This is a genomic window from Blastococcus xanthinilyticus (assembly GCF_008124835.1).
GTDB classification, from domain to species: domain Bacteria; phylum Actinomycetota; class Actinomycetes; order Mycobacteriales; family Geodermatophilaceae; genus Blastococcus; species Blastococcus xanthinilyticus.
Window position 1 is genome coordinate 28,141 of sequence record NZ_VNHW01000002.1, and the last position, 21,509, is coordinate 49,649.

A 21,509-nucleotide genomic window follows, 5' to 3' on the forward strand; every position below is an offset into this window, starting at 1 on the left:
ATGTGCGGAGCCCCGAAGCAGGGCGGTGGTCTCGCCGGCATCGACCTGAGCACGCAGACGGTGATCCAGGGCTCGGTGTGGCACGACGGCGCACCCGTGGCCGGCGCCTACGTGCGGCTGCTCGACTCGACCGACGAGTTCACCGCCGAGGTGGTCACCAGCCCCGAGGGCGAGTTCCGGTTCTTCGCCGCGCCGGGTGAGTGGAAGGTCCGCTCGCTGGCGTCCGTGGGGAAGGGCGAGCGCGTGGTCTCGGCCGAGGTCGGCCTGAACGAGACGACCGTCGTCGTCGAGTGACGATTCCGCGCAGCGGCCCGTCTCCCTCCGGGGAGGCGGGCCGCTGCCGTTGCTAGTCGATGCCGGGCGGCAGGCGGTTCGGGCCGGCCTCGGCCGGGCGCGGGCGGTCCTCGGGGAAGGCCCGGACGGCGACGATCGCGACGTCGTCCGCGCCGGGCTCGGGCACCAGGCGGGCGAGCACGGTGTCGAGCAGCTCCTCCAGCGGTGTCGAGCCGAGGTCGCGCAGCGCCTCCTGCAGCCGGGCGATCCCCTCGTCGAGGTCGATGTCCCGGCGCTCGACGAGGCCGTCGGTGACCAGCAGCAGGGTGTGCCGGTCGTGCAGGTCGACGACGTGGTCGCTGCGGGGCGCGTCCGGGTCGATGCCGAGCATCAGCTCCGGTGGGGTCGTCAGGAGCGTGGTCGTGCCGTCGGGGGCGAGCAGCACCGGGGGCAGGTGCCCGGCGTTGCTCCACCGCAGCAGCCGCCGGCCGGTCACCGGGACGTCGGGGTGCCGCTCGATCCGGGCCAGCACGGCGGTGGCCAGCGTCGACACGGCCAGCCCGCGGGCGGTGTGCTCGACCCGCGTGACGGTCGCCGCCGGCCCCTCGTCCTGGTCGTAGGCCAGGGCCCGCAGCAGCCCGCGCACCTGGCCCATCGCCGCGGCGGCGCTGCTGTCGTGGCCGACGACGTCGCCGATCACCAGCATGGTGGCGCCGTCGGGCTGCAGGAAGGCGTCGTACCAGTCGCCACCCACCTGGGCCTCGTGCGCCGCGGGGCTGTACCGGACGGCGATCTGCAGGTGGTCGGGTTCCGGCGGCGGCGTGAGCAGCGACTGCTGCAGCCGGTCCGACAGCGCGCGGTCGGCGGCGGTCCGGGCGGCGAGCGCCTCCAGCTCCGCGGCCTGGCGCTGGGCGGCCAGCCGGTCGGTGAGATCGCGGAAGGAGACCACCACGCCGGTGTGCACGCCGTCCTCGAGGGTGGGCACCACCACCATCTCCACCGGGATCGGCGTGCCGTCGCGGCGCCAGAGGGTCTCGTGGTCGGCGATCATGGTGCGGCCGGTACGCAGGGCCTGCCAGACCGGGCACTCCTCGCGGGGGTACTCCGAGCCGTCCGGGCGCCGTCCGTGGATCAGTGCGTGCTGGTCACGGCCGAGCTGCTCCTCGGGCCGGTAGCCGGTCAGCCGGGACGCCGCGGGGTTGAGGAACTCCACCCGCCCCTCGCTGTCGAGGCCGTAGATGCCGTCGGCGACGTTGGCCAGCACCCGCTCGGAGATGGCGAGCGCCCGGGACAGCTTCGCCTCGGTCTCTCGCAGCACCTCCAGGTCGCGGGCCCGGGCCGTGGCGATCTGGCGGAGCGTGGAGGCCTCCATGCCCGCCGCGCGCGCCTCGGCGGTGACCCGTTCGGTCTGCAGCCGGTCGGTGATGTCCATGCCGGTGACCAGGAGGAACTCCTGCTGGTCCCCGTCACGGACGAGCTGCATCGTCAGGTCGGCGGTCCGCCGGGTGCCGTCGGCGAGGAAGAAGCTGGTGACCGCGCGGACCGGCGCACCGCCGGCGGCCACCTCGAGGGCCCAGGCGCGTACCTGGTCGCGGACCTCGGGGTCGCCGGCCCACCAGCCGGCGTCCCAGAACGGCCGGCCCAGCTGCCGGCGGCGGTCGAAGCCGCGGCCCTCCACGGCGAGCCGGTTGGCGGTGAGCAGGGTGCCGGCGGTGTCGCAGACCGCGGCGAACATGAAGGAGGAGTCGTGCAGCACCGAGTACCACGACGGGGTGCCGGGCAGCGCGTCGACGTCCGGGGTCGGCGCGGTGCCGCGGCCGGCCTCGGCCATCTCGATGACTGCTCCTCCCACCGGTTCCCCGCCGTCCGGGGCCGGTCCACCAGCCTGCCGTACGACCCCCCGCCGCCACCAGCGACCGTGGCTGTCGGGTCGGACTCAGTCCTGCCGCGGGCTCAGAGGCCGAGCGTGCCGGCGAGCTCGGCCACGGCGCGGTCGAACCATCGGTCGCTGTCCGCCACGGTGCCCACGAAGTGCCCGAACAGCTCGAAGCTGATCAGGCCGAAGAGCGAGCTCCAGGTGAGCAGGGCCCGCACGCGCACGTCCTCGTCGATTGCGGGGTGGGATCCGCCCAGGACGGCGGTGGCCTCCGGGGTCACCAGCCCCGCGGCGGCCGCACCGGACACCGGCGGCAGCGCGCCGGCCCGGGCGGCGTCACCGAGGATCCGGCCCAGGACCACGCCGACCCGGGTCGCGGCGGGGACGGTGTCCCGCGGCGCGGTGTAGCCGGGCACCGGGGACCCGTAGAGCAGGGCGTACTCGTGCGGGTGCGCCAGGGCCCAGGCCCGCACCGCGCGGCACACCACCAGCCAGCGCTCCCGGGGCGCCGCCGCCGGGTCGTCCGCCTGCTCCGCGGCGGCGCCGAGCGCGTCGTAGCCGTCGATGATCAGCCGGGTGAGCAGGTCGTCGCGGCTCGGCACGTAGCGGTAGACCGCCGAGGAGGCCATGCCGAGCTCCCGGGCCACCGCGCGCAGCGACAGCGCCGCCGCACCGACCTCGGCCAGCTGGCGGCGCGCGGCGTCGGCGATCTCGGCGGTGATCTCGGCGCGGACGCGGTCGCGGGCGGTGGGCACGGCCGCCAGCCTGCCAGGTCCGGAGCGCCGCACGCAATCGAGAGCACCGCTCTTGACACTCGATTCGCAGAGGGCGAGCATCGTCCACGAACGAGAGCACTGCTCACACCGCGACCAGGGAGCACCCATGGCACTGCACGTCGTCGTCGGCAAGGGGCCTGTCGGCCTGACCACCGCCCGGGAGCTGCGGGACCGCGGCTACGAGGTGCGGGTGCTCTCGCGCGGCGGCGGCACGTCGGGGGAGGGCATCGAGCACCGGCGGGTCGACGCCGCCGACGCCGGGGCGCTCGCCGCGGCGGCGCACGGCGCGGCCGCCCTCTACAACGCCGTGAACCCCGCCTACCACCGGTGGGCCACCGACTGGCCTCCCGTGGCGGCCGCCCTGCTGGTCGCCGCGGAGCGCACCGGGGCGGTGCTGGTGACGATGGCCAACCTCTACCCCTACGGCCGGCCCTCCGGCCCGATGGCACCGGACAGCCCCCTTTCCGCCACCGACACCAAGGGGCTGGTGCGGGCGCGCATGTGGGCCGACGCCCTGGCCGCGCACGAGGCCGGTCGGGTCCGGGTGACCGAGGCGCGCGCCGCGGACTTCGTCGGCCCGCAGGTGCCGCCGGCGCAGTCCCACCTCACCCGCCAGCTCACGGCCCTCCGGCGGCAGCGCACCGCCTGGGTGGTCGGGAACCCCGACGTCCCGCGGAGCTGGGCGTACCTGCCCGACGTGGCCGCCACCCTCGCCACGCTCGGCACCGACGAGCGCGCCCTCGGGCGGGTGTGGCACGTGCCCAGCGCGCCCCCGCGGTCGCAGCGCGAGGCGCTGACCGACCTCGCCGCGGCCATGGGCGTCCCCGCGCCAACCGTCCGGGGCATCCCGTGGCCGGTGCTGCGGGCGGTCGGGCTCGCCGTGCCGATGATGCGCGAGGTCGTGGCGATCCGGCACCAGTTCGACCAGGAGTACGTCATCGACGGGTCGGCGACGACCGCGACCTTCGGCCTCCGGGCCACCGGGTGGGACGAGGCGGTCGCCGCCACCGCGCAGGCCGCCGTCGCGGCCGCCTGAGGCCGCGCCCCGGCGCCGTCACTACGGTGGTTCCCATGGTCTCTGCCTGGATCCTGGTCACCGTCTCGGCGCTGCTCGCGCTGCCGCTCGGCTACGGCGCCGTCCGGCTGTCCCGCGGCCCGAAGGCGGCCCGGCGATGAGCGGCCCGACGGAGCTGCCGGTCCCGGACACCGCCGACGTCCGCAGCGGCCCGGAGGTCTCGGAGGAGCTCCTGTCGATGCTCCCCCTGCTGGGGGAGTGGCACGGGGAGGGGATCCTGAGCGGCGCCGCCGCCGGTTCCGACCAGGACGTCCGGTTCGGCCAGTGGATCCGGTTCGGCCACGACGGTCGCGGCTTCCTCGCCTACGAGTCCCGCACCTGGCGGCTCACCGACGACGGCCGGATCGTGGGGCCCGACGTCCGTGAGTCCGGCTTCTGGCGGCCCCGTGGCTCCGACGACGTCGAGCTGCTCGTGGCCAGCCCCGACGGGCTGGTGGAGATCTACGTGGGCACCGCCCGCACCACCACGAGCTGGGAGCTCACCAGCGACGTGCTGGCCCGCACGCCCGACGCCCCCGAGGTGACCCGCGCGGTCCGGCTGTACGGCATCGTCGAGGGCGCGCTGATGTACGCGATCGACCGGGCCGCGGGCGACGCCCCGCTGCGCCCGACGATGTCGGCCCGCCTGGAGCGCCTGCGGTGAGCGCCCCGGTGCCCGGCACCCCCTCGACCCCCCGCCAGGTCGCCGACCGGTACGTCGACGCCGTCTGCGACCTCGACCCGATCGTGGCGACGTCGCTGGGCACCCGGCCCGGGGACGACCGCCTGCCCGACACGAGCCCGGCGGGGCTCGAGGCGGAGGCCGCGCTCGCCCGCGCCACGCTGGCCGAGCTCGACCGGGTGCTCGCCGCCGATCCGGCGCTGGACGACGACCCGGTGGAGCGCCGGTGCGCCCGGCTGCTGCGCGAGCGGCTCGGCGCCGAGCTCGCGGTGATCGAGTCCGGCGAGGGTTTCCGGTCGCTGAACAACCTGTTCAGCCCGCTGCACGGTGTGCGTCAGGTGTTCCTGCTGATGCCCTCGGCCAGCGAGGCGGACTGGTCGGTCCTCGGCCGCCGGCTCGCCCGCGTGCCGGAGGCCTGCCGCGGCTACCGGCAGACCCTGGAGGAGGGCGTCCGCCGCGGTCTCGTGGTGGCGCCGCGGCAGGTGCGCAGCGTCGTCGCCCAGCTCGACGAGTGGCTGGCCGGGCCGTTCTTCGCCGGGTTCGTGGCCCCGGGCCCGGCCGCCCTGCGCGGGGAGCTGGACGCCGCCGCGCAGGCGGCCGACGCGGCCGTCGCGGAGATCCGCGACTACCTGCGCGACGAGTACGCCGCCTCCGCCGTGGGGACGCCGGACGCCGTCGGCCGCGAGCGGTACGCCGTCGCGGCGCGGCGCTGGACCGGCTCGGACCTGGGTGCGGGCCAGGGGCTGGAGGAGGCCTACGCCTGGGGCTGGGCCGAGCACCGCCGGATCCTGGCCGAGCAGCGCGTCGAGGCCGAGCGGGTGCGCCCCGGCGCCACTCCGCTCGAGGCCATGCAGTGGCTGTCGCTGAACGGCCCGGCGGTCGAGGGCGTGGCCGAGATCCGCGAGCGGCTGCAGGCGATGATGGACGAGGCGATCGTCGCGCTGGACGGCACGCACTTCGACCTCGCGGCGCCGGTGAAGCGGGTGGAGGCGATGATCGCCCCGCCCGGCAGCGCGGCGGCGCCGTACTACACCCGGCCGGCGCAGGACTTCTCCCGCCCCGGGCGCACCTGGCTGCCCACCCTCGGCCGCACCCGCTTCCCGCTCTGGGACCTCGTGTCGATCTGGTACCACGAGGGCGTTCCGGGCCACCACCTGCAGCTGGCCCAGTGGGCGCACGTATCGGGGGAGCTCTCGACCTACCAGACCTCGCTCGGGTCGGTCGGCGCGAACGTGGAGGGCTGGGCCCTCTACGCCGAGCGGCTGATGGACGAGCTCGGCTACTTCGCCGACCCGGGGGAGCGGCTGGGGTTCCTCGACGCGCAGCAGCTGCGCGCCGTGCGCGTGGTCATCGACATCGGCATGCACCTGGGGTTGCCGGTGCCCGACGACGCCGAGGGGAGCCTCGCCGGGCACCACGGCCGGCCGTGGACGCCGGAGCTGGCGCGTGCCTTCCTCGGCGAGAACTCCGGGGCCGACCCCGGCTTCCTGGACAGCGAGCTGGTCCGCTACCTCGGCCTGCCGGGGCAGGCGATCAGCTACAAGCTCGGCGAACGCGCCTGGCTGGACGGCCGTGCGGCGGCGCAGCGGGCCCGCGGCGCGGACTTCGCGCTGAAGGCCTGGCACATGGCCGCGCTCTCCCAGGGCTCGCTCGGGCTCGACGACCTCGCCACGGAGCTGGCCGTCCTCTGAGCCCGGCCCCGGGTGGGCGCCTCAGTCCGGCGGCGCGGTGGTCGTGGGCGAGCCGTCGGGCTCCTCCGACCCGTCCTCACCGGACGGGTCGGCGGACTCCGGGGCATCCGGGTCCTCGGGCTCCCGGCCGCCGGGCAGCGTGGTCTCGCTCTCGCAGCCGTCCAGGTCCTCCCGCAGCCGCCGCTCCAGCGGCTGCAGCTCGCGGATCCCCTGGTCCAGGCCGGCGATGTCCAGGTCCGCCGCGGCGGTGCCGAGGTCGCCGATGACGTCGACCAGGTCACGGGTCCCGTTGACCACGCGCAGGCAGGCCGCGTTCACCGCGAACTCCGCGCTCGCGCCCGGCTCCTCGTCCTCGCCGGACGGGCCCTGCCCCGCCGCCTCGCTGTCGGCCGGGTACTCCGCGGCGCTCGCCGGGACCGCGGGCGGGTCCTCGCGGAGCAGCCCGAGGAGGATCGCGCCGGCGAACAGGCCCAGGACGAAGGCCGGAGCGACCAGCCACCAGGTGCGGATGCCTCCCGCCGGGCCGCCGGATCCCGCGCCCTCCCCGGCGGGCTCGGGTTCCGCCGCCGCGACTGCGGTGGCGCCGGCCGGGGGCTCGGCGCGGTGCTCGGGCATCTGGGGAGTCCTTCCGCCTGCGGCTGATGCGGGTTCGCCCTACCCTTCTCCCACCGGCGGTACTCGGGTGCCGATCACAGGCTTGGAGGCCGTGGTGACTGCACGGTCGGCGGCGCGGGCCGCGGTGCGGGCGCCGGCCAGGGGGCTGTCCGCCGTCGGCCGCGGTTTCCGCGCGGCCGTGGTGGCCGGCCGCTGGGTCGTGATGGGTCTGTGGCTGGCCGCCGCCGTCGCGGCGGTGCTGCTGCCGACGCCCTCGGGTGGTGGGGGCAGCAACGACTTCGGCAGCCTGCTGCCCCCCGAGAGCGAGGCGGCGCAGGTGCAGGAGCGGTCGCTCACGGAGTTCCGCGTGCCGGTGCTGTCCCAGACCGCCGTCGTCGTCCACGACCCGGGCGGGCTCAGCGCCCTCACCCGCGCCGACATCGCGCTGTGGGCCCTGCAGCACACCCAGCCCGCGCTCCGGGGCGAGGCCCCGACCGCGGACGGCAACATCGTGGCCGCGGTGCCGCTGCCGACGTCCACCCCCGAGACGGCGGTCACCTACCTCTACACGACCGGTGGGACGTCGCTGAGCGAGGGCACCGCGCTGGCCCGCCAGTACGCGCAGCACTTCCGGAACCAGCCGGACGTCGAGACCTACGTCACCGGCATCACCCCGGCGCGGGTCCAGCAGGCCGAGCACCTCGGAGCGCGGCTGCACCTGTTCGAGGTCGCCACCCTGGTGCTGATCGCCGTCGTCGTGGGGCTCACCTTCCGCTCCGTGGTCGCCCCGCTCGTGGTGCTCGCGGCGGCGGGGATCGGCTACGTGGTGGCCACCTACGTGCTGGCGCGCGCCGCAGCCGCCTTCGGGTTCTCGCTCCCCGACCAGCTGCGGCCGCTCACCGCCGCCCTGCTCATCGGCGTGGTCACCGACTACTGCGTGCTGTTCTTCTCCGGCATGCGCCGGCACCTCGAGGCGGGGATGACGCCGAAGGAGGCCGCCCGGCGGACCGTGACCACCGACGGCCCGATCGTCGCGGTGGCGGGCCTCACGGTCGCGGCCGGGACGGCGGCGCTGCTGGTGGCCGACTTCGAGCTGTTCCGGGCGTTCGGCCCGGCGCTGTCGCTCACCGTCGTGGTCGGGGTGGCGGTGTCGCTGACCCTGGTGCCGGCGCTGATCGCCGTCCTCGGCCCGCGGCTGTTCTTCCCGTCGGGCGTGGCGCGGGGAGGCGCGCTGGACCGCCGGTCCGGGCGCGGCGCCCGGTGGATGGCGCGAGCCACCTCCACCCGCCGGGGGGCGTGGATCGCGGTCCTCATCGGTCTGGGCGTGCTCGTGCCGGCCGCGGTTCCGCTGGCCGACCTCCGGCTGGACCTGTCCTTCAGCTCCGGGCTGCCGTCGGACGACCCGGTGCGGCAGGGCGCGGAGCTGCTCGACGAGTCCGGCGTCCGCGGCGTGGTGGCGCCCACCGAGGTGCTGGTCGAGGCCCCCGGCATCGCCGACCAGCGCGGCGCGCTGGCCCGGCTGCAGAGCTCCATCGCGGCGCAGCCGGGCGTGGCGCAGGTCCTGGGCCCGGCGCAGAACCCGTTGCCCGAGGAGTTCGGGATCGTCTTCTCCGCCGCGGGCGACATCGCCCGGTTCGTCGTGATCCTGGACAGCGACCCCCTCGCGGCCGACGCCATCGAGGATCTCCGGCTGCTGCGGGACCGCCTCCCCGGCCTGCTGGAGGAGGCCGGCGTCGACGGCGCGACGGTGGGGGTCGCCGGGCAGACGGCGGTCGCCGCCGAGCTCGCGCTGATCACCCAGGAGAACCTCTGGCGCACGATGCTCGCCGCGCTGATCGTGGAGTTCGTCATCCTGGCACTGTTCCTGAGGGCGGTGCTGGCCCCGCTGCTGCTGCTGGTCACCAGCGCGCTCGGGGTGGCCGCCTCCCTCGGCATCTCGGTCCTGGTCTTCCAGGGGCTCTTCGACGATCCGGGGCTCACGTTCTACGTCCCGTTCACCACGGCGGTGCTGCTGCTCGCGCTCGGCTCGGACTACAACGTCTTCGCGGTCGGCTCGATCTGGGACGAGGCGGGCCGCCGCCCGCTGCGCGAGGCGATCGTCGTCGCCATGCCGGCCACCGCCCGGGCCATCAGCGCGGCGGGCGTCATCCTGGCCGCCACGTTCGCCATGGTGGCGATCATCCCGCTGGACAGCTTCCGGCAGGTCGCCTTCATCATGGCGCTCGGGCTGCTGATCGACACCTTCCTCATCCGGCCGGTGCTGACGCCGGCCGTCCTGACCCTGCTCGGCCGGGCCGCGGGGTGGCCCAGCGGGCGGATCCGGATCTCGCAGGCGCCGCTGGGCGCGGCGGAGCAGGACGCCCTGCTCGAGGAGCGGGCGGCCGCCGAGGGCGCGGGCCGGGAGCCCGCGACCGCCGGGACGGCGGGGCCGGCCACGTGACGAGCCTGCTGGGGCGGATCGGAGCGGCGAGCCGGCGGCAGGGGCGCCGGGGTGCGGCGATCGCCGCGGGCATCCTGCTGGGCATCGTCCTGCTCCTGTGGGGCGCCGACCTGCTCGCCCGCCGGGCGGCCGAGGGGCTCGTCGCGCAGGCGCTGCAGGAGCACACCGGGACGGTGGAGGAACCCGCCGTGACGGTACGCGGGGCGTTCTTCCTCCCGCAGGTGCTCCGCGGGCGCTACGACGAGGTGGAGATCGCCATGGAGGACGTCAGCTCCGGCCCGCTGCGGATCCAGTCCGTCGAGGCCCGGCTGGGCGACGTCTACCTGTCCTTCCACGACCTGCTGCACGGCAACACCGACCGGCTGCTGATCGCCGGCACCGAGGCGGAGGCGTTCCTGAGCTACGACGACCTCAACCGGTACCTCGACCTGAGCGGCCGCCCGCTCGCGCTCGACGCGGCCGACCCCGGGGAGCTGCAGGTCACCGGCTCGGCCGACCTCCTCGGCCGCCGGGTGGAGGCCACCGCCGACGTGGAACTCGGCGCGGACGGCGGTGCGCTGGTCGTCGAACCCCGGGAGTTCGGCGGAGTGCCGGGCCTCAGCGGGGTCAGCGAGCTGCTGCTCGGCGAGCGCTTCTCCTTCCGGGTGCCCCTGGACCCCCTGCCCTTCGCGCAGCGGATCACCGACGTGCGGCCCGTGGACGACGGGGTGCTCGTCGACGTCGCCGGGGACTGGGTGGTCCTGGAGCCCTGAGCGGCGCCCGGCTCAGCCGCGGGGCGGCACCGGGTTGACCGGGTCGTCGCCGTGGCCGACCCGGTCGGCCGGGTCCGCCCGGACGACCTCCAGCCCCGGGGTGGCCAGCAGCTCCGCGATGCACGCCTCGGTGCCGCCCACGTAGGTGCTCATCAGATCGATGTCGGTGGCCACGCACCAGGCGCGGTCGGCCGGCCACCACAGGTTGGCGCTCTGCTCGGAGGGCTCCGGGGCGAGGTTGCGGACGGCGTGGTCGACCTGCCCGCGGACCAGCAGGACGTCCCGCGCGCGCGGCAGCTCCAGCCGCGGGGCGCCCCGGACGTCGGGGGTGTCGAAGGCGAACCCGGCCCAGCGGCCGAAGAGGCAGCTGTCGGGGGTGGCGGTGTGCCGGGCCAGCACCGCGGTCATCCGCTCGGCGACGGTGCAGGGCAGGTGGCCCTCGGCGGGGGCGCCGTCCCAGGTGGGGGGCTGGCTGTCCTCGGACAGGTACTCCCAGCCGCCGGTGATCGCGGGCCACTGCATGCGAGGGTGCCCGGCGGCGCCGTTCAGCGCGGCGACGTCGGCCCAGGGCACCTCGACGTCGTCGTCGCCGTCGTAGCGGTAGGCCGGGTGCAGCACCCGCGCGTAGGCGAGGTACCCCGGCGGGACGAGGGAGCCGACGGTGCTCCAGTGCGACCGCGCCACGGCCTCGGCGATCCAGGTGCCGACGGAGACGTCCGGCTCGACCCGCAGGCCGCCGAGCTGCACGCGAACTCCCCCCGGGAACGGACAACCCCCGGGCTGCTCCGCGGCGCCTCCCCCGGAGGGGAGCAGCTCGCGGGCCGACTGGACAAATGTCGGCGGCCCGGGGGTCGGGTGACTGTCCGGTTCTCGCTCGCCGCCGTACGACGGACGGGCGATCTGCCGTCGCTCAGACTGTCGTCTGAACGGGCGGCCCATCTGGACGGCGGCTAGCGGACAGCCACCTCACGAGTCCTGTAGCTATGCAAAGTTACGGACCACCTCCTCTCTCGTGTACGACGACGGTACGACGGCCACGAGCGCTCCGGCAACCGAGAATGTCAGCCGTCAGCGAACGGCCTGGCCGACCGTCCCGGAGGGGGGCTGCCCTCCCAGTCGGGGTCGTGCTCGGCCTCGTCGTCCACGGTCTCGTAGGCGGGCGGAGGCGCGTCCTTCTCTTCCCCGAGCGGGTTGCCGGCGTAGGTGCTGCCGGGGGGAGGCGCGCCCTCCCACCCCGGCTGGTGCTCCGCCCGGTCGTCGACGGTGTCCCAGGCGTCCGGGATCCCGTCCCGGTCGACGTCGCTGCTCTCCGCCGCGTACATCTGCTTGTAGCGACGGTTCCGCAGCCGCAGGATGACCCCGGCGAGCACGGCGGCGAGCAGCGTCCCGAAGAGGATGCCGACCTTCGCGTGCTCATAGCTCTCGCTCTCGGCGCCGTAGGCGAGCTCGGTGATCAGCAGCGAGACGGTGAAGCCCATCCCGCCGAGCAGCGCCAGCCCCACCACGTCCGGCCAGCCGAGGTTCTCGTCCAGCTGCGCACGGGTGAAGCGGGAGACCAGCCAGGTGGCGCCGGTGATGCCGATCGCCTTGCCGGCCACGAGCCCGACCATGATGCCGATGGCGATGCTGTCGCCGAGGGACTCGCCCAGGCCGGAGAGCCCTCCGACGGCCACGCCCGCGGAGAAGAAGGCGAACACCGGGACGGCGAACCCGGCCGACAGCGGGCGGATGCGGTGCTCGAAGTGCTCGGCGAGCCCCGGGCCGGCGTCCGGTCCGCCGGCGGCGTCGCTGCGCACCACCGGCACGGTGAACGCCAGCAGCACGCCGGCGACCGTGGCGTGCACGCCCGACTCGTGCATGAGCACCCAGGTGACCAGCGCCAGGGGCAGCAGCAGCCACCACGAGCGGATCCGCTTCTGCACGAGGAAACCGAAGACCGCCAGCGGCAGCAGCGAGAGCAGCAGCGCCGGGACGACCAGCTCGTCGGTGTAGAAGATCGCGATGACCACGATCGCCAGCAGGTCGTCGACCACGGCGAGGGTCAGCAGGAACGTGCGCAGCGCGCTGGGCAGGTGGGTGCTGATCACCGCGAGGACGGCGAGCGCGAAGGCGATGTCGGTGGCCGACGGGATCGCCCAGCCGCGCAGTGCTCCCTCGGGTCCGCCCAGGTTGAGCAGCACGAAGAACAGGGCGGGGATCGCCATCCCGCCGACCGCCGCGGCGATCGGCAGCGCCGCCCGGCGCGGGTCGCGGAGATCCCCGGCGACGAACTCGCGCTTGAGCTCGAGACCGGCGACGAAGAAGAAGATCGCCAGCAGCCCGTCGGCCGCCCAGGTGCCCAGCGAAAGGTCCAGGTGCAGCGCGGACGGCCCGACGCGGGCGTCGCGCAGGGCCTCGTAGGACCCCGCCCAGGGCGAGTTGGCCCAGATCAGCGCGATCGCGGCGCCGATCAGCAGCAGGGCGCCGCCGACGGTCTCCTTGCGGAGGACGGAGGCGACCCGCTGGGCCTCGGCCCAGGAGCCCCGGCCGAGCAGGCGGGTGGATTCGGGCGTTGTCATGCGGCGGCTCCGGTGGCGAGGGTCGGCAAAGGGACTGCCGACCAGACTTCCCGGCTCACCTCGGGCCCACGCTACCCGGCGAGCAGGTCGCGCACCCGCCGGGACAGCCCGGCGTCCCCGCGGGGGACCCCGTCCAGGGTGTGCACGGGGGTGGCGCCGCGCACCCCGGAGAGCAGCCACACGGCGTCGGCGGCGTGCAGGTCCGCGACCGTGCCCGAGGTCGTCGACGTCGGCCAGCCGGCGGCCTCCGCGGCGGCGAACAGCCGCGCCTGGGTGGTGCCGGCGAGGATCCCGGTCTCCACCGGCGGCGTGTGCAGGGTGCCGCGCGCGGCCCACACCACGGTGGAGGTGGGCCCCTCCAGGAGCAGCCCCTCCAGGCTGGTGAACACCACGTCGTCGGCGCCCAGGTCGTGCGCGTGCCGCTGGGCGGCCATGTTCACCGCGTAGGAGAGCGTCTTCGCGCCCCCCAGCAGCCACGGCGCCCCGGCGCGGAAGTCCGCGGGGATGCCCAGCCCCAGCGTCACGACCGACAGCCCCTCGGCGCGCTGGCGCAGCGTCTCGGCCGGCACGGGGGACAGCAGGGCCAGGGCCGTGGGTTCGGTGCCCGCACCGTGCCCGCGGGTCAGGACCAGCCGGCACACCCCCTCGGCCGCGGAGGTCCAGCCGGCCAGCACCGCGTCGACCAGCGCCCGCCAGGCCGGCTCCCCGGGAGAGGGCAGGGCGAGGGCCGCGGCCGACCGGGCCAGCCGGGCGAGGTGCGCGTCCAGGTGCGGCGTGCGGCCGCCCAGGACGGCCACGGACTCGAAGATCCCGTCGCCGCGGGCCAGGCCGAGGTCGAAGGCGGTCACCACCGGCTGCTCGGCCGGGACCACCTCGGTCGTCCCGTTCCGCCAGACCGCCACGCTGCGCTGCTCGTTCACCCCTCCAGCCTGCCGCACGGCGGGCCTAGGCTCCTGCCATGGGCACCGACGACATCGCGGCGCCGCTCGCCGAGCAGCTGCGGGCCCGGGGGCTGCGCCTCACCCCGCAGCGCGCCCGGGTGCTGGGGGCGGTGGCGGCGCTGGCGCACGCGACGCCGGAGGCCATCGGCGCCCGGCTCCGCGAGGAGGCCGGTCCCGGCGGCAGCGCGCCGGACACCTCGACGGTCTACCGGACGCTGGAGCTGCTGGAGCGGCTCGGCCTGGTCTGGCACACCCACCTGGGGCGCGGCGCGCCGGTCTACCACGCCGCCGAGCGGCCGCACCTGCACGTGGTGTGCGCCTCCTGCGGGGAGATCTCCTCGGTGGCGCCGGACCTGCTGGACGAGGCGGCGGAACGTCTGGCGGCGGATCTGGGTTTCACCGTGGACGTCGGTCATGTCGCCCTGTCGGGCACGTGCCGCGCCTGCCGAGACCGCGCCGGAACGGAGTCGTCATGACCGCACCCCAGAGCCCCGCCCCCCAGAGCCCCGCCCCCCAGAGGCCCACGCCCTCGCCGCTGCTCTCCCTCCCGGGTGCGGTGCCGGTCGAGGTCGCCGGCGACGCCGCCCGCGTGGTGGCGGCGCACTACGGGGACCCGCTCCGCGAGCAGCGGGTGCTCACCGAGGGCGCCGGGCTGGTGGACCGCAGCGACCGCGACGTGCTCGCGGTACCGGGTGCCGACCGGCTGTCCTGGCTGCACAGCATCACCAGCCAGCACGTCGAGCGGCTGGCCGACGGCTCCGGCAGCGAGGCGCTGGTGCTCAGCCCGAACGGGCACGTCGAGCACCACCTGGTGGTGGCCGAGCTGGGCGGCACGACCTGGGCCGACGTCGAGCCGGGGACCGGCGCGGGGCTGCACGCCTTCCTGCAGCGGATGCGCTTCATGCTCCGCGTCGAGCCCGAGCTGGTCACCGACGACTGGGCCCTGCTCGGCGTCGTCGGACCGGAGGCGCCCCGGGTGGTCGCGGCGGCGGGGCTCCCCGTGCCCGAGGCTGCGTACCGCGTCGCCCCGGCGGGTGCCGGCTGGGTGCGGCGCATGCCGCCGGTCGGCGACGGCGGGGCGGTCGTGCTCGAGCTGCTGGTGCCGCGCGCCGAGCTGGGCGGGACCGCTGACCGGCTGCTGGCCGCCGGAGCCCGCCCCACCGGCAGCTCCGCCTACGAGGCGCTGCGCGTCGAGGCCCGCCGTCCGCGGTTCGGGGTGGACAGCGACCACCGCACCATCCCCAACGAGCTGGAGTGGCTGCACACCGCCGTGCACCTGGAGAAGGGGTGCTACCGGGGCCAGGAGACCGTGGCGCGCGTGCACAACCTCGGTCGCCCGCCGCGGCGGCTGGTGCTGCTGCACCTGGACGGGGTCAGCGAGGACCTGCCCGCTCCCGGTGAGCCGGTGCTGTCGGGCACCCGCGCGGTGGGCCGGGTGGGCAGCGTCGTCCGGCACCACGAGCTCGGCGTGATCGCCCTCGCGCTGGTCAAGCAGTCGGTCGCCCAGGACGCCGCCCTGACCGTGGGCGGCTCGACGGCGGCGATCGACCCCGACGACGGCCCCGACGCGCTCGACGACACCCGGACGGCAGCGCGCGACCGGGTGCGGGCGGTCCGGTCTGGGACGATCGCCTGATCCGGCCGCCCGCTCCCGGGTGGGCAGGCCGGACGAGCTGACCTACGCTCCGCCCAGGTCCGGAGGTCGGCTGCCGAGCTCGTCCCCGCGCCCGTCGAGACCGATGCCCGGATGCCGGGTGTCCCGCACCTGGAGGTCCCCCGTGAGTTCCGAGCCGTCCCCCGCCGGGGGTGCCACCGTCGACGCGCTGCTGGACCCCGCCTTCCTCGAGGACGCGCTGCAGCAGCCCATGAGCGACGTGCGGCGGCTGCGCCGGCAGGCGGAGCAGGAAGAGGTCAACCTCTCCTACACCCGGCGCCTCCTGCAGGGCCGCCTGGACATCGTGCGGCGCGAGCTGCAGCGCCGGGCCGAGCACGACGGCCGGTCGCTGGTCGACCTGCTGCCGGAGATCCTGGCGGAGAAGGGCCGGGGCCCGGCCCACGGCCTCGGCCGGCACCAGACGGTGCAGCCGGCCGATCCCAACGCCTACGAGAACTGGGTGAACTCGCTGACCAGGGGCGCCGACCTCTCGGCCATCAGCGACCTCTCCGACGCGCAGCTGGAGCAGGCGGCCCGGTCGCTCGCCGCGGCGGAGAAGGGCCTGTCGGAGCGGCGCCGCGGCGTCCAGCAGGTCATGGACGGCCTCGCCGCCGAGCTCGGCCGGCGGTACCGCGACGGCGAGGCCGACGTCGCGGCGCTGCTCGCCGACGAGGGCCGGCACTGATGGAGGACCCCCTTGCCCCCCACCGCTCGCAGGCTCGCGGTGGGGCCCTGCAAGGGGGCCGTTCCAGCACGTCACCGTCGCCGGTGCTGGTCGAGGTCTGGCGGTCGGGGTTCCTGGAGTCGGTCCACCGGGGCTCGCTGGTCGTCCTGGACGCCGCCGGCGACGTGGCCTTCGCCGCGGGCGACGGAGACCGGCCGGTGCTGCCCCGCTCGGCGAACAAGCCGGTGCAGGCCACCGCGATGCTGGCGGCCGGCTGGCAGCCCCGGACCGGGCCGGAGCTGGCCATCGGCGCGGGTTCGCACAACGGCGAGGACGGCCACCGCGACCTGGTCGCCGGCATGCTCGCCGCCGCCGGCCTGGGGCCGGACGACCTGGGCTGCCCGCCGGCGCTGCCGCAGCACATCGGCACGCAGTCGGAGTGGATCGTCGCCGGCCGCGCCCCCGAGCGGCTGGCGATGAACTGCTCGGGCAAGCACGCGGCGATGCTCGCGGCGTGCGTGGCCGCCGGCTGGCCGACGGCGGGCTACCTGGAGCGCGAGCACCCGCTCCAGCAGGCGATCGAGGCGCGGCTGGCCGGCGCGGCAGGGGAGCCGGTGACCGCGGTCGTCGTCGACGGCTGCGGGGCGCCCCAGCACGCGCTGTCGCTGACCGGGCTGGCCCGCGGCGTCCTGTCCCTGGTGGCGGCGGCCGAGGGGTCCCGGGAGCGCGCCGTCGCCGACGCCATGCGGGCGCACCCGTGGTTCGTCGCCGGCACCGGCCGCGAGGACACCGACCTCATGACGGCGCTGCCCGGGCTGCTGGTGAAGGGCGGCGCCGACGGCGTGCACGTCGCGGCGCTGCCGGGCGCCGGCGCGGTGGCCCTCAAGCTCGACGACGGCGGTGACCGCGGCCGCACCCCGGCGCTCGCCGCCGGCCTGCACCGGCTGGGCGTCCCCGCCGAGGCGCTTGCTCCCTGGGCCCGCCCGGCGGTGAAGGGTGGCGACGGCGTCGTCGGAGAGGTCCGCCCGGCCCCGTCGCTGAACCCCTGAGCTGGGCTGTTCCCTGTGAGGCTCTTCACGCCGGCGTGCTAACCGTTCCGCTTGCAGGAGCTAGCACCCGGGGTTAACGTCGTAGGCGTGCAGACCCCCGGTGAGTTCGTCCGAGAGCAGGTGACGTCGGTCCGAGAGACGGTGGACCGGGTCGCCGGCACCGTGGCGGACTCGGTCGCCGAAGCCCCGGGCGTCTCGTCGGTCAGCACCTCGGTGGGTGACTTCATCCGCGAGCAGCGCAGCGCCGCGCGGGTCTCGCTGCGCGAGCTGGCCCGCACCGCCGGCGTCAGCAACCCCTACCTGTCCCAGGTGGAGCGAGGCCTCCGGAAGCCGTCAGCGGAGATCCTAGCCTCGATCGCCCGGGGCCTGAAGATCTCGGCCGAGACGCTCTACGAGCAGGCCGGGATCCTCGACCGGCGCGCCGGCAACCCGGACACCGTGGCGGCGATCCGCAACGACGAGGCGCTGTCCGAACGGCACAAGGCCGTGCTGCTCGAGCTCTACGAGACCTACGTCCGCGAGCACCGGGTCACCACCCCGGCCGCCGGCTGACCGTCCCTCCCGCTGACCGTTCCCCCTTCCTCCCCTAGGAGCAGGCATGACCCCCACGCAGACCGTGAAGCAGTACGGCGAGACCGTCGTCACCGCCACCAAGACCCCCCTCCTGGCCGCCATCGGCGCCGGTGACCTGGCCGTCGAGCGCGCCCGCACCGTGGTGTCGCAGTTCCGGTCGCGCGCCACCTCCTCGGTGCTCGCGCTGCCCGGCGAGGCCCAGGTGCAGGCCGACCTGGCCGTGAAGGAGGCGCGCACCCGCGCCACCGAGACCGCCACCACCGCGCGCTCCACCGCGCAGCAGCTGGCCACCGCGGTCCGTCCCGACGCCCTGCGCAGCACCGTCGCCGGGCTCGTCGAGGTGGCCCGCACGCAGGCCGTCACCACCGTCGAGGACCTGGCCCAGCACGGCGCCGAGGTCGTGGAGAACCTGCGCCGCCAGCCCGGCTTCCGCCGCGTGGTGCGTCGCGCCGAGCAGACCGTGGACACCGTCGAGGGCTCGCTCGAGGAGGCCATCGAGGAGGCCGCCGAGACCGTCGCCGAGGCGTCGGACGAGGTCACCTCGGTCGCGCAGAAGACCGCGGCGAAGGCCGGCAGGACCGCGGCCAAGGCCGAGAAGACCGTCCAGGAGACGGCCGACTCCGCCACGGCCACCGTGGCCGAGGCGGCCGAGGAGCCGGTCGAGGCCCCGAAGGCCAAGGCGGCGGCGAAGAAGAACAGCGCGGCGACCAAGAAGGCCCCGACGACGTCGGTGCGCGTGACCCGCGCCCGCACCGCCCGCCGGTCGGACCCCACCGCCGTGCCGGCCAAGAAGAACTGACCGAACGGTCCACGATCCAGGGCCCCGGAGCCGCGCTGAGCGCTCCGGGGCCCTGTCGCGTCCGGGGCGGTTGCCTCTCCGGGGGGAAGCCGCCCGGGCGAAACCGGCCGGGAGGCCCCCCGGCGCGGGTACGCTGCCCCGCATGGGCGTGTTCGACGGATGGCTGCTGTTCATCCTGTACCTGGCGTCCCAGGCGCTCACCGTCTGGGCCTTCGCCGACGCGCTCGTCCGCCCGGCCGCGGGGTACGTCGCCGCCGGCAAGCTCACCAAGCCCGGCTGGGCGGCCATCACCGGCCTCGCCGCGCTCGTCATCTTCTGGCAGCAGACGCCGATGTCGCTGCTCGGCCTGCCCGCGGTGATCGCCGCCGTCGTCTACCTGGTCGACGTGCGGCCCGCGGTCCGCGGCCTGCCCCGCGGCAACACCTGGTAGCAGGTCGGCCCGCAGCCGTCCGGCTCAGCGGCTGAAGACGCCCGCGGGCGGCTCCGGCGACGGCGCCGCGTCGACGTCGTGCACCGGCTGGGCGTTCCCGGCGAAGCGCTCCAGGTCCGCGCCGTCCACGACCCGCGCCGGCATGGGATCCCGGGCGCACGCCCGGCTCAGTCCGGCCACCGGTAGCTCGGCGTCGGAGGCGACCGCCACGAGGTTGCCGAAGCGGCGGCCGCGCAGGATCCCCGGCTCGGCGAGCAGGCAGACGTGCCGGAAGGCGGTCCGCAGCGTCGCCACCTGGGCCCGCGCGAAGCGCAGCGGCGGGCCGTCGGCCACGTTCGCGACGGCGATCCCGCCGGGCCGCAGCACGCGGGCCACGTGGGCAGCGAACTCGACGGTGGTCAGGTGCGCGGGCGTGCGGGCCCCGGCGAACACGTCGGTGACGACGACGTCGGCGGTCGCCGCGTGCATCGACTCCAGCGCCGCCCGGGCATCCGCGGCACGCACCCGGACCCGGGCGTTGCGGGGGAGGGGGAGGTGGGCGCGCACCAGGTCGGTGAGCGGCTGGTCGATCTCGGCCACCCGCTGCCGCGACCCGGGGCGGGTGGCCGCGACGTAGCGCGGCAGGGTCAGCGCGCCGCCCCCGAGGTGCACCACGTCCAGCGGCGCGCCCGGCCCGGCCGCGAGGTCGAGCACGTGGCCCATCCGCCGCACGTACTCGAACTCCAGGTGCGCCGGGTCCTCGAGATCCACGTGCGACTGCGGGGTGTCGTCGACCAGCAGCACCCAGCTGCCGTCCCGGTCGGCGTCGGCGAGCAGCTCGGCCGTCCCACCGGCGACCGGCACCGGGCCGGGCGGAACCCTCATCGTCCGCGGGCGCTGTCGGGCTCGGCGAGCGGCGCCGCCTCCCGGGAGGAGGTTCCGCCGAGCGCCGGGATCGTCACCCGGGCGACCCTAGAGCAGCCGCCCGCTGGTCCCCCCGGTGATCCTTGCGTGCGCCCGGCGCCTGGTCGTAGCGTGCGCTCCGTTCCGGATCACCGACCGCGGGTCGGCTCCCGATCCGCTTCCGGGAGGCACCGATCGTGGCCGCGAGCCGGTCGACGGCAGCGGTCTCCGGGACGGATGCGGTGCCCGCGGGGCCACGGCACCACGATCCTCCGCGTCCCTGACGAGAGCAGGCCCCGCATGACCACGACGCCATGACCACGACGCCATGACCGCGACGCCATGACCGCGACGACATGACCGCGACGACGAACGAGCTCGTGTACGCGCCGGCCACGGAGCTGGTGGCGCGGATCAGGTCCGCCGAGCTGTCGCCCGTGGAGCTCATGGACGCCGTCCTCGAGCGGGTGGCCGAGGTGGAGCCGTCGCTGCACGCCTTCATCACCCTCGACGAGGAGCGGGCTCGGCAGGGGGCGCGCGATGCGGAGCAGGCGGTCGCGGAGGGGCGGGACCTGGGCCCCCTGCACGGGATCCCCGTCTCGATCAAGGACCTGTTCGCCACGGCCGGCCTGCGGACGACGTGGGGGTCGAAGTTCTTCGAGCACCACGTCCCGGACTTCGACGTGGTCGCGGTCGAGCGCCTGCGGGCGGCGGGTGCGGTCATCATCGGCAAGACCAACACCCCGCACTTCGGCCACAAGGACATGTCCGACAACCTGGTGGCCGAGGCGTCGCGCAACCCCTGGGACCTGAGCCGCACGGCCGGCGGCTCCAGCGGGGGAGCGGCAGCGGCGGTCGCCGCCGGCATGGGGCCCATCGCGCTGGGCTCCGACGGCGCCGGGTCGATCCGCATCCCGGCCGCCCTGTGCGGGGTCTACGGCGTCAAGCCGTCGGCGGGACGGGTGCCCTTCTGGCCGAACCGGGACTACTGGGGCGCGCGGTCGCACATCGGCCCGATGGCGCGCACGGTGCGCGACGCGGCGCTGATGCTCTCGGTCATGGCCGGTCCCGACCGCCGCGACCCGCTGTCGATCGACAACGCGCCGGAGGACTACGTCGCGGCCTGCGACGGCGACCTCACCGGCCTGCGCGTCGCCTGGACGCCGGACTTCGGGCTGGACCGGGTGGGGGTGGACCCGGAGGTCCGCGCGGCGACCGAGGCGGCGGCGCACCGGTTCAGCGAGCTGGGCTGCGCCGTCGAGGAGGTCGACCCGGGCTGGGACGACCCCTCCGAGTGGCACCGCACGCTGTTCCGGGCGGGCATCGTCGGCAGCTTCGGCGAGCGGGCCCGGGAGCACCCGGAGTGGATCGACGACAGCATGGCTGCGCTCATGGAGGCCGGCAGGGACATCACCATGACCCAGCTGGTCCAGGCGCAGGGGCAGCGATCGGTCTTCTACGACCAGGCGCGGACGTTCATGGACGGCTACGACATCCTGCTCAGCCCCACGATGACCAGCGGTGCGTGGCCCTACGACGGTCAGCCGGGCGACATCGGCGGCCGGCCCGTGCAGGCCGTGCCCGGCGGTCGCTGGCCGCTGATGTTCCCGGCCAACGCGCTCGGGTGGCCCGCGGCCTCCGTGCCGTGCGGCTTCACGTCCGACGGCCTGCCGATCGGGCTGCAGATCATGACCCCGTGGCACGCGGACGCCCTCTGCCTGACCGCGTCGGCCGCCTTCGAGGCGAGCCGGCCGTGGGCGGCGGCCCGGCCCGACCTCTGACGCGCCGGACGGACCGGTCCGCCGGGTCCGTCCCGTCCAG

Annotated in this window: 21 protein-coding genes; 14 read left to right on the forward strand and 7 right to left on the reverse strand. The window is 75.8% G+C overall.

Going from position 1 to position 21,509, the window contains the following annotated elements:
• Positions 1-294: a DUF1416 domain-containing protein gene (locus tag BD833_RS02965; RefSeq protein ID WP_166531660.1), complete on the forward strand. Its 294-nt coding sequence runs from the start codon at positions 1-3 to the stop codon at positions 292-294.
• Positions 295-346: 52 nt separating this feature from the next.
• Here BD833_RS02965 and BD833_RS02970 read toward each other — a convergent pair whose 3' ends face one another.
• Both BD833_RS02970 and BD833_RS02975 read right to left on the reverse strand, forming a co-directional pair.
• Positions 347-2,104 (reverse strand): SpoIIE family protein phosphatase, encoded by a 1,758-nt coding sequence (locus BD833_RS02970; protein WP_166531661.1) that lies wholly within the window; start codon positions 2,102-2,104, stop codon positions 347-349.
• Between the two features lie 122 nt (positions 2,105-2,226).
• A complete protein-coding gene (locus tag BD833_RS02975; protein WP_208092310.1) occupies positions 2,227-2,904 on the reverse strand; it encodes a TetR/AcrR family transcriptional regulator in 678 nt (225 codons plus the stop codon).
• A gap of 127 nt (positions 2,905-3,031) precedes the next feature.
• Between BD833_RS02975 and BD833_RS02980 the strand changes: the two genes are divergently transcribed.
• From BD833_RS02980 to BD833_RS02990, 3 genes are all read left to right on the forward strand, one after another.
• The gene (locus tag BD833_RS02980) at positions 3,032-3,961 is read left to right on the forward strand and encodes an NAD-dependent epimerase/dehydratase family protein (RefSeq protein WP_166531663.1); all 930 of its coding nucleotides are present in this window, start codon (positions 3,032-3,034) and stop codon (positions 3,959-3,961) included.
• A 136-nt stretch (positions 3,962-4,097) separates the two neighbouring features.
• Positions 4,098-4,643: a heme-binding beta-barrel domain-containing protein gene (locus BD833_RS02985; protein ID WP_166531664.1), complete on the forward strand. Its 546-nt coding sequence runs from the start codon at positions 4,098-4,100 to the stop codon at positions 4,641-4,643.
• Positions 4,640-6,352 (forward strand): DUF885 domain-containing protein, encoded by a 1,713-nt coding sequence (locus tag BD833_RS02990; RefSeq protein WP_166531665.1) that lies wholly within the window; start codon positions 4,640-4,642, stop codon positions 6,350-6,352. Before BD833_RS02985 ends, BD833_RS02990 begins: the two co-directional genes overlap by 4 nt.
• 21 nt (positions 6,353-6,373) lie before the next feature.
• On the opposite strand, the gene BD833_RS02995 is transcribed toward BD833_RS02990, so the two are convergent.
• On the reverse strand, positions 6,374-6,967 hold the full coding sequence (locus BD833_RS02995; RefSeq protein ID WP_166531666.1) for a hypothetical protein: 594 nt from the start codon (positions 6,965-6,967) through the stop codon (positions 6,374-6,376).
• 94 nt (positions 6,968-7,061) lie between these two features.
• On the opposite strand from BD833_RS02995, the gene BD833_RS03000 reads away from it, so the two are divergent.
• Both BD833_RS03000 and BD833_RS03005 read left to right on the forward strand, forming a co-directional pair.
• On the forward strand, positions 7,062-9,386 hold the full coding sequence (locus tag BD833_RS03000) for an MMPL family transporter (RefSeq protein ID WP_166531667.1): 2,325 nt from the start codon (positions 7,062-7,064) through the stop codon (positions 9,384-9,386).
• The gene (locus BD833_RS03005) at positions 9,383-10,138 is read left to right on the forward strand and encodes an LmeA family phospholipid-binding protein (protein WP_166531668.1); all 756 of its coding nucleotides are present in this window, start codon (positions 9,383-9,385) and stop codon (positions 10,136-10,138) included. The genes BD833_RS03000 and BD833_RS03005 overlap by 4 nt, the downstream gene beginning before the upstream one ends.
• Positions 10,139-10,150: 12 nt before the next feature.
• Here the strand turns inward: BD833_RS03005 and BD833_RS03010 are convergent, their stop codons facing one another.
• The 3 genes from BD833_RS03010 to BD833_RS03020 form a co-directional block, all read right to left on the reverse strand.
• Positions 10,151-10,885, reverse strand: a complete 735-nt coding sequence (locus BD833_RS03010) for a hypothetical protein (RefSeq protein ID WP_166531669.1) — start codon at positions 10,883-10,885, stop codon at positions 10,151-10,153.
• Between the two features lie 314 nt (positions 10,886-11,199).
• Entirely contained in the window at positions 11,200-12,696 is a 1,497-nt protein-coding gene (nhaA, locus tag BD833_RS03015) for a Na+/H+ antiporter NhaA (protein ID WP_166531670.1), read from the reverse strand.
• Between the two features lie 71 nt (positions 12,697-12,767).
• A complete protein-coding gene (locus tag BD833_RS03020) occupies positions 12,768-13,616 on the reverse strand; it encodes an aminotransferase class IV (RefSeq protein WP_166531671.1) in 849 nt (282 codons plus the stop codon).
• A 38-nt stretch (positions 13,617-13,654) separates the two neighbouring features.
• Between BD833_RS03020 and BD833_RS03025 the strand changes: the two genes are divergently transcribed.
• The 7 genes from BD833_RS03025 to BD833_RS03055 all read left to right on the forward strand — a co-directional run bounded on the left by BD833_RS03025 (position 13,655) and on the right by BD833_RS03055 (position 18,806).
• Positions 13,655-14,113, forward strand: a complete 459-nt coding sequence (locus BD833_RS03025; RefSeq protein ID WP_166531672.1) for a Fur family transcriptional regulator — start codon at positions 13,655-13,657, stop codon at positions 14,111-14,113.
• Entirely contained in the window at positions 14,110-15,273 is a 1,164-nt protein-coding gene (gene ygfZ / locus BD833_RS03030; RefSeq protein WP_166531673.1) for a CAF17-like 4Fe-4S cluster assembly/insertion protein YgfZ, read from the forward strand. Before BD833_RS03025 ends, ygfZ begins: the two co-directional genes overlap by 4 nt.
• A gap of 142 nt (positions 15,274-15,415) precedes the next feature.
• Complete coding sequence (locus BD833_RS03035; RefSeq protein WP_166531674.1) at positions 15,416-15,976, forward strand: RsiG family protein; 561 nt, start codon at positions 15,416-15,418, stop codon at positions 15,974-15,976.
• A gap of 83 nt (positions 15,977-16,059) precedes the next feature.
• The gene (locus BD833_RS03040; RefSeq protein WP_243737418.1) at positions 16,060-17,004 is read left to right on the forward strand and encodes an asparaginase; all 945 of its coding nucleotides are present in this window, start codon (positions 16,060-16,062) and stop codon (positions 17,002-17,004) included.
• An 87-nt stretch (positions 17,005-17,091) separates the two neighbouring features.
• Complete coding sequence (locus BD833_RS03045) at positions 17,092-17,556, forward strand: helix-turn-helix domain-containing protein (protein ID WP_166531676.1); 465 nt, start codon at positions 17,092-17,094, stop codon at positions 17,554-17,556.
• A 46-nt stretch (positions 17,557-17,602) separates the two neighbouring features.
• Positions 17,603-18,376 (forward strand): hypothetical protein, encoded by a 774-nt coding sequence (locus BD833_RS03050; protein WP_166531677.1) that lies wholly within the window; start codon positions 17,603-17,605, stop codon positions 18,374-18,376.
• 142 nt (positions 18,377-18,518) lie between these two features.
• Complete coding sequence (locus tag BD833_RS03055) at positions 18,519-18,806, forward strand: DUF2516 family protein (protein WP_166531678.1); 288 nt, start codon at positions 18,519-18,521, stop codon at positions 18,804-18,806.
• 24 nt (positions 18,807-18,830) lie between these two features.
• Here the strand turns inward: BD833_RS03055 and BD833_RS03060 are convergent, their stop codons facing one another.
• Entirely contained in the window at positions 18,831-19,670 is an 840-nt protein-coding gene (locus tag BD833_RS03060; RefSeq protein WP_166531679.1) for a spermidine synthase, read from the reverse strand.
• A 374-nt stretch (positions 19,671-20,044) separates the two neighbouring features.
• Between BD833_RS03060 and BD833_RS03065 the strand changes: the two genes are divergently transcribed.
• Entirely contained in the window at positions 20,045-21,469 is a 1,425-nt protein-coding gene (locus BD833_RS03065) for an amidase (protein WP_166531680.1), read from the forward strand.
• Positions 21,470-21,509 lie beyond the last annotated feature (40 nt).

Excerpts from the sequence above, each read along its gene's own strand:
- BD833_RS02965 (WP_166531660.1), top strand. The coding sequence starts at position 1 with ATGTGCGGAGCCCCGAAGCAGGGCGGTGGTCTCGCCGGCATCGACCTG.
- BD833_RS02970 (WP_166531661.1), bottom strand. The coding sequence starts at position 2,104 with ATGGCCGAGGCCGGCCGCGGCACCGCGCCGACCCCGGACGTCGACGCG.
- BD833_RS02980 (WP_166531663.1), top strand. The coding sequence starts at position 3,032 with ATGGCACTGCACGTCGTCGTCGGCAAGGGGCCTGTCGGCCTGACCACC.
- BD833_RS02985 (WP_166531664.1), top strand. The coding sequence starts at position 4,098 with ATGAGCGGCCCGACGGAGCTGCCGGTCCCGGACACCGCCGACGTCCGC.
- BD833_RS02995 (WP_166531666.1), bottom strand. The coding sequence starts at position 6,967 with ATGCCCGAGCACCGCGCCGAGCCCCCGGCCGGCGCCACCGCAGTCGCG.
- nhaA (WP_166531670.1), bottom strand. The coding sequence starts at position 12,696 with ATGACAACGCCCGAATCCACCCGCCTGCTCGGCCGGGGCTCCTGGGCC.
- BD833_RS03025 (WP_166531672.1), top strand. The coding sequence starts at position 13,655 with ATGGGCACCGACGACATCGCGGCGCCGCTCGCCGAGCAGCTGCGGGCC.
- ygfZ (WP_166531673.1), top strand. The coding sequence starts at position 14,110 with ATGACCGCACCCCAGAGCCCCGCCCCCCAGAGCCCCGCCCCCCAGAGG.
- BD833_RS03050 (WP_166531677.1), top strand. The coding sequence starts at position 17,603 with ATGACCCCCACGCAGACCGTGAAGCAGTACGGCGAGACCGTCGTCACC.
- BD833_RS03055 (WP_166531678.1), top strand. The coding sequence starts at position 18,519 with ATGGGCGTGTTCGACGGATGGCTGCTGTTCATCCTGTACCTGGCGTCC.
- BD833_RS03060 (WP_166531679.1), bottom strand. The coding sequence starts at position 19,670 with ATGAGGGTTCCGCCCGGCCCGGTGCCGGTCGCCGGTGGGACGGCCGAG.
- BD833_RS03065 (WP_166531680.1), top strand. The coding sequence starts at position 20,045 with ATGACCGCGACGACGAACGAGCTCGTGTACGCGCCGGCCACGGAGCTG.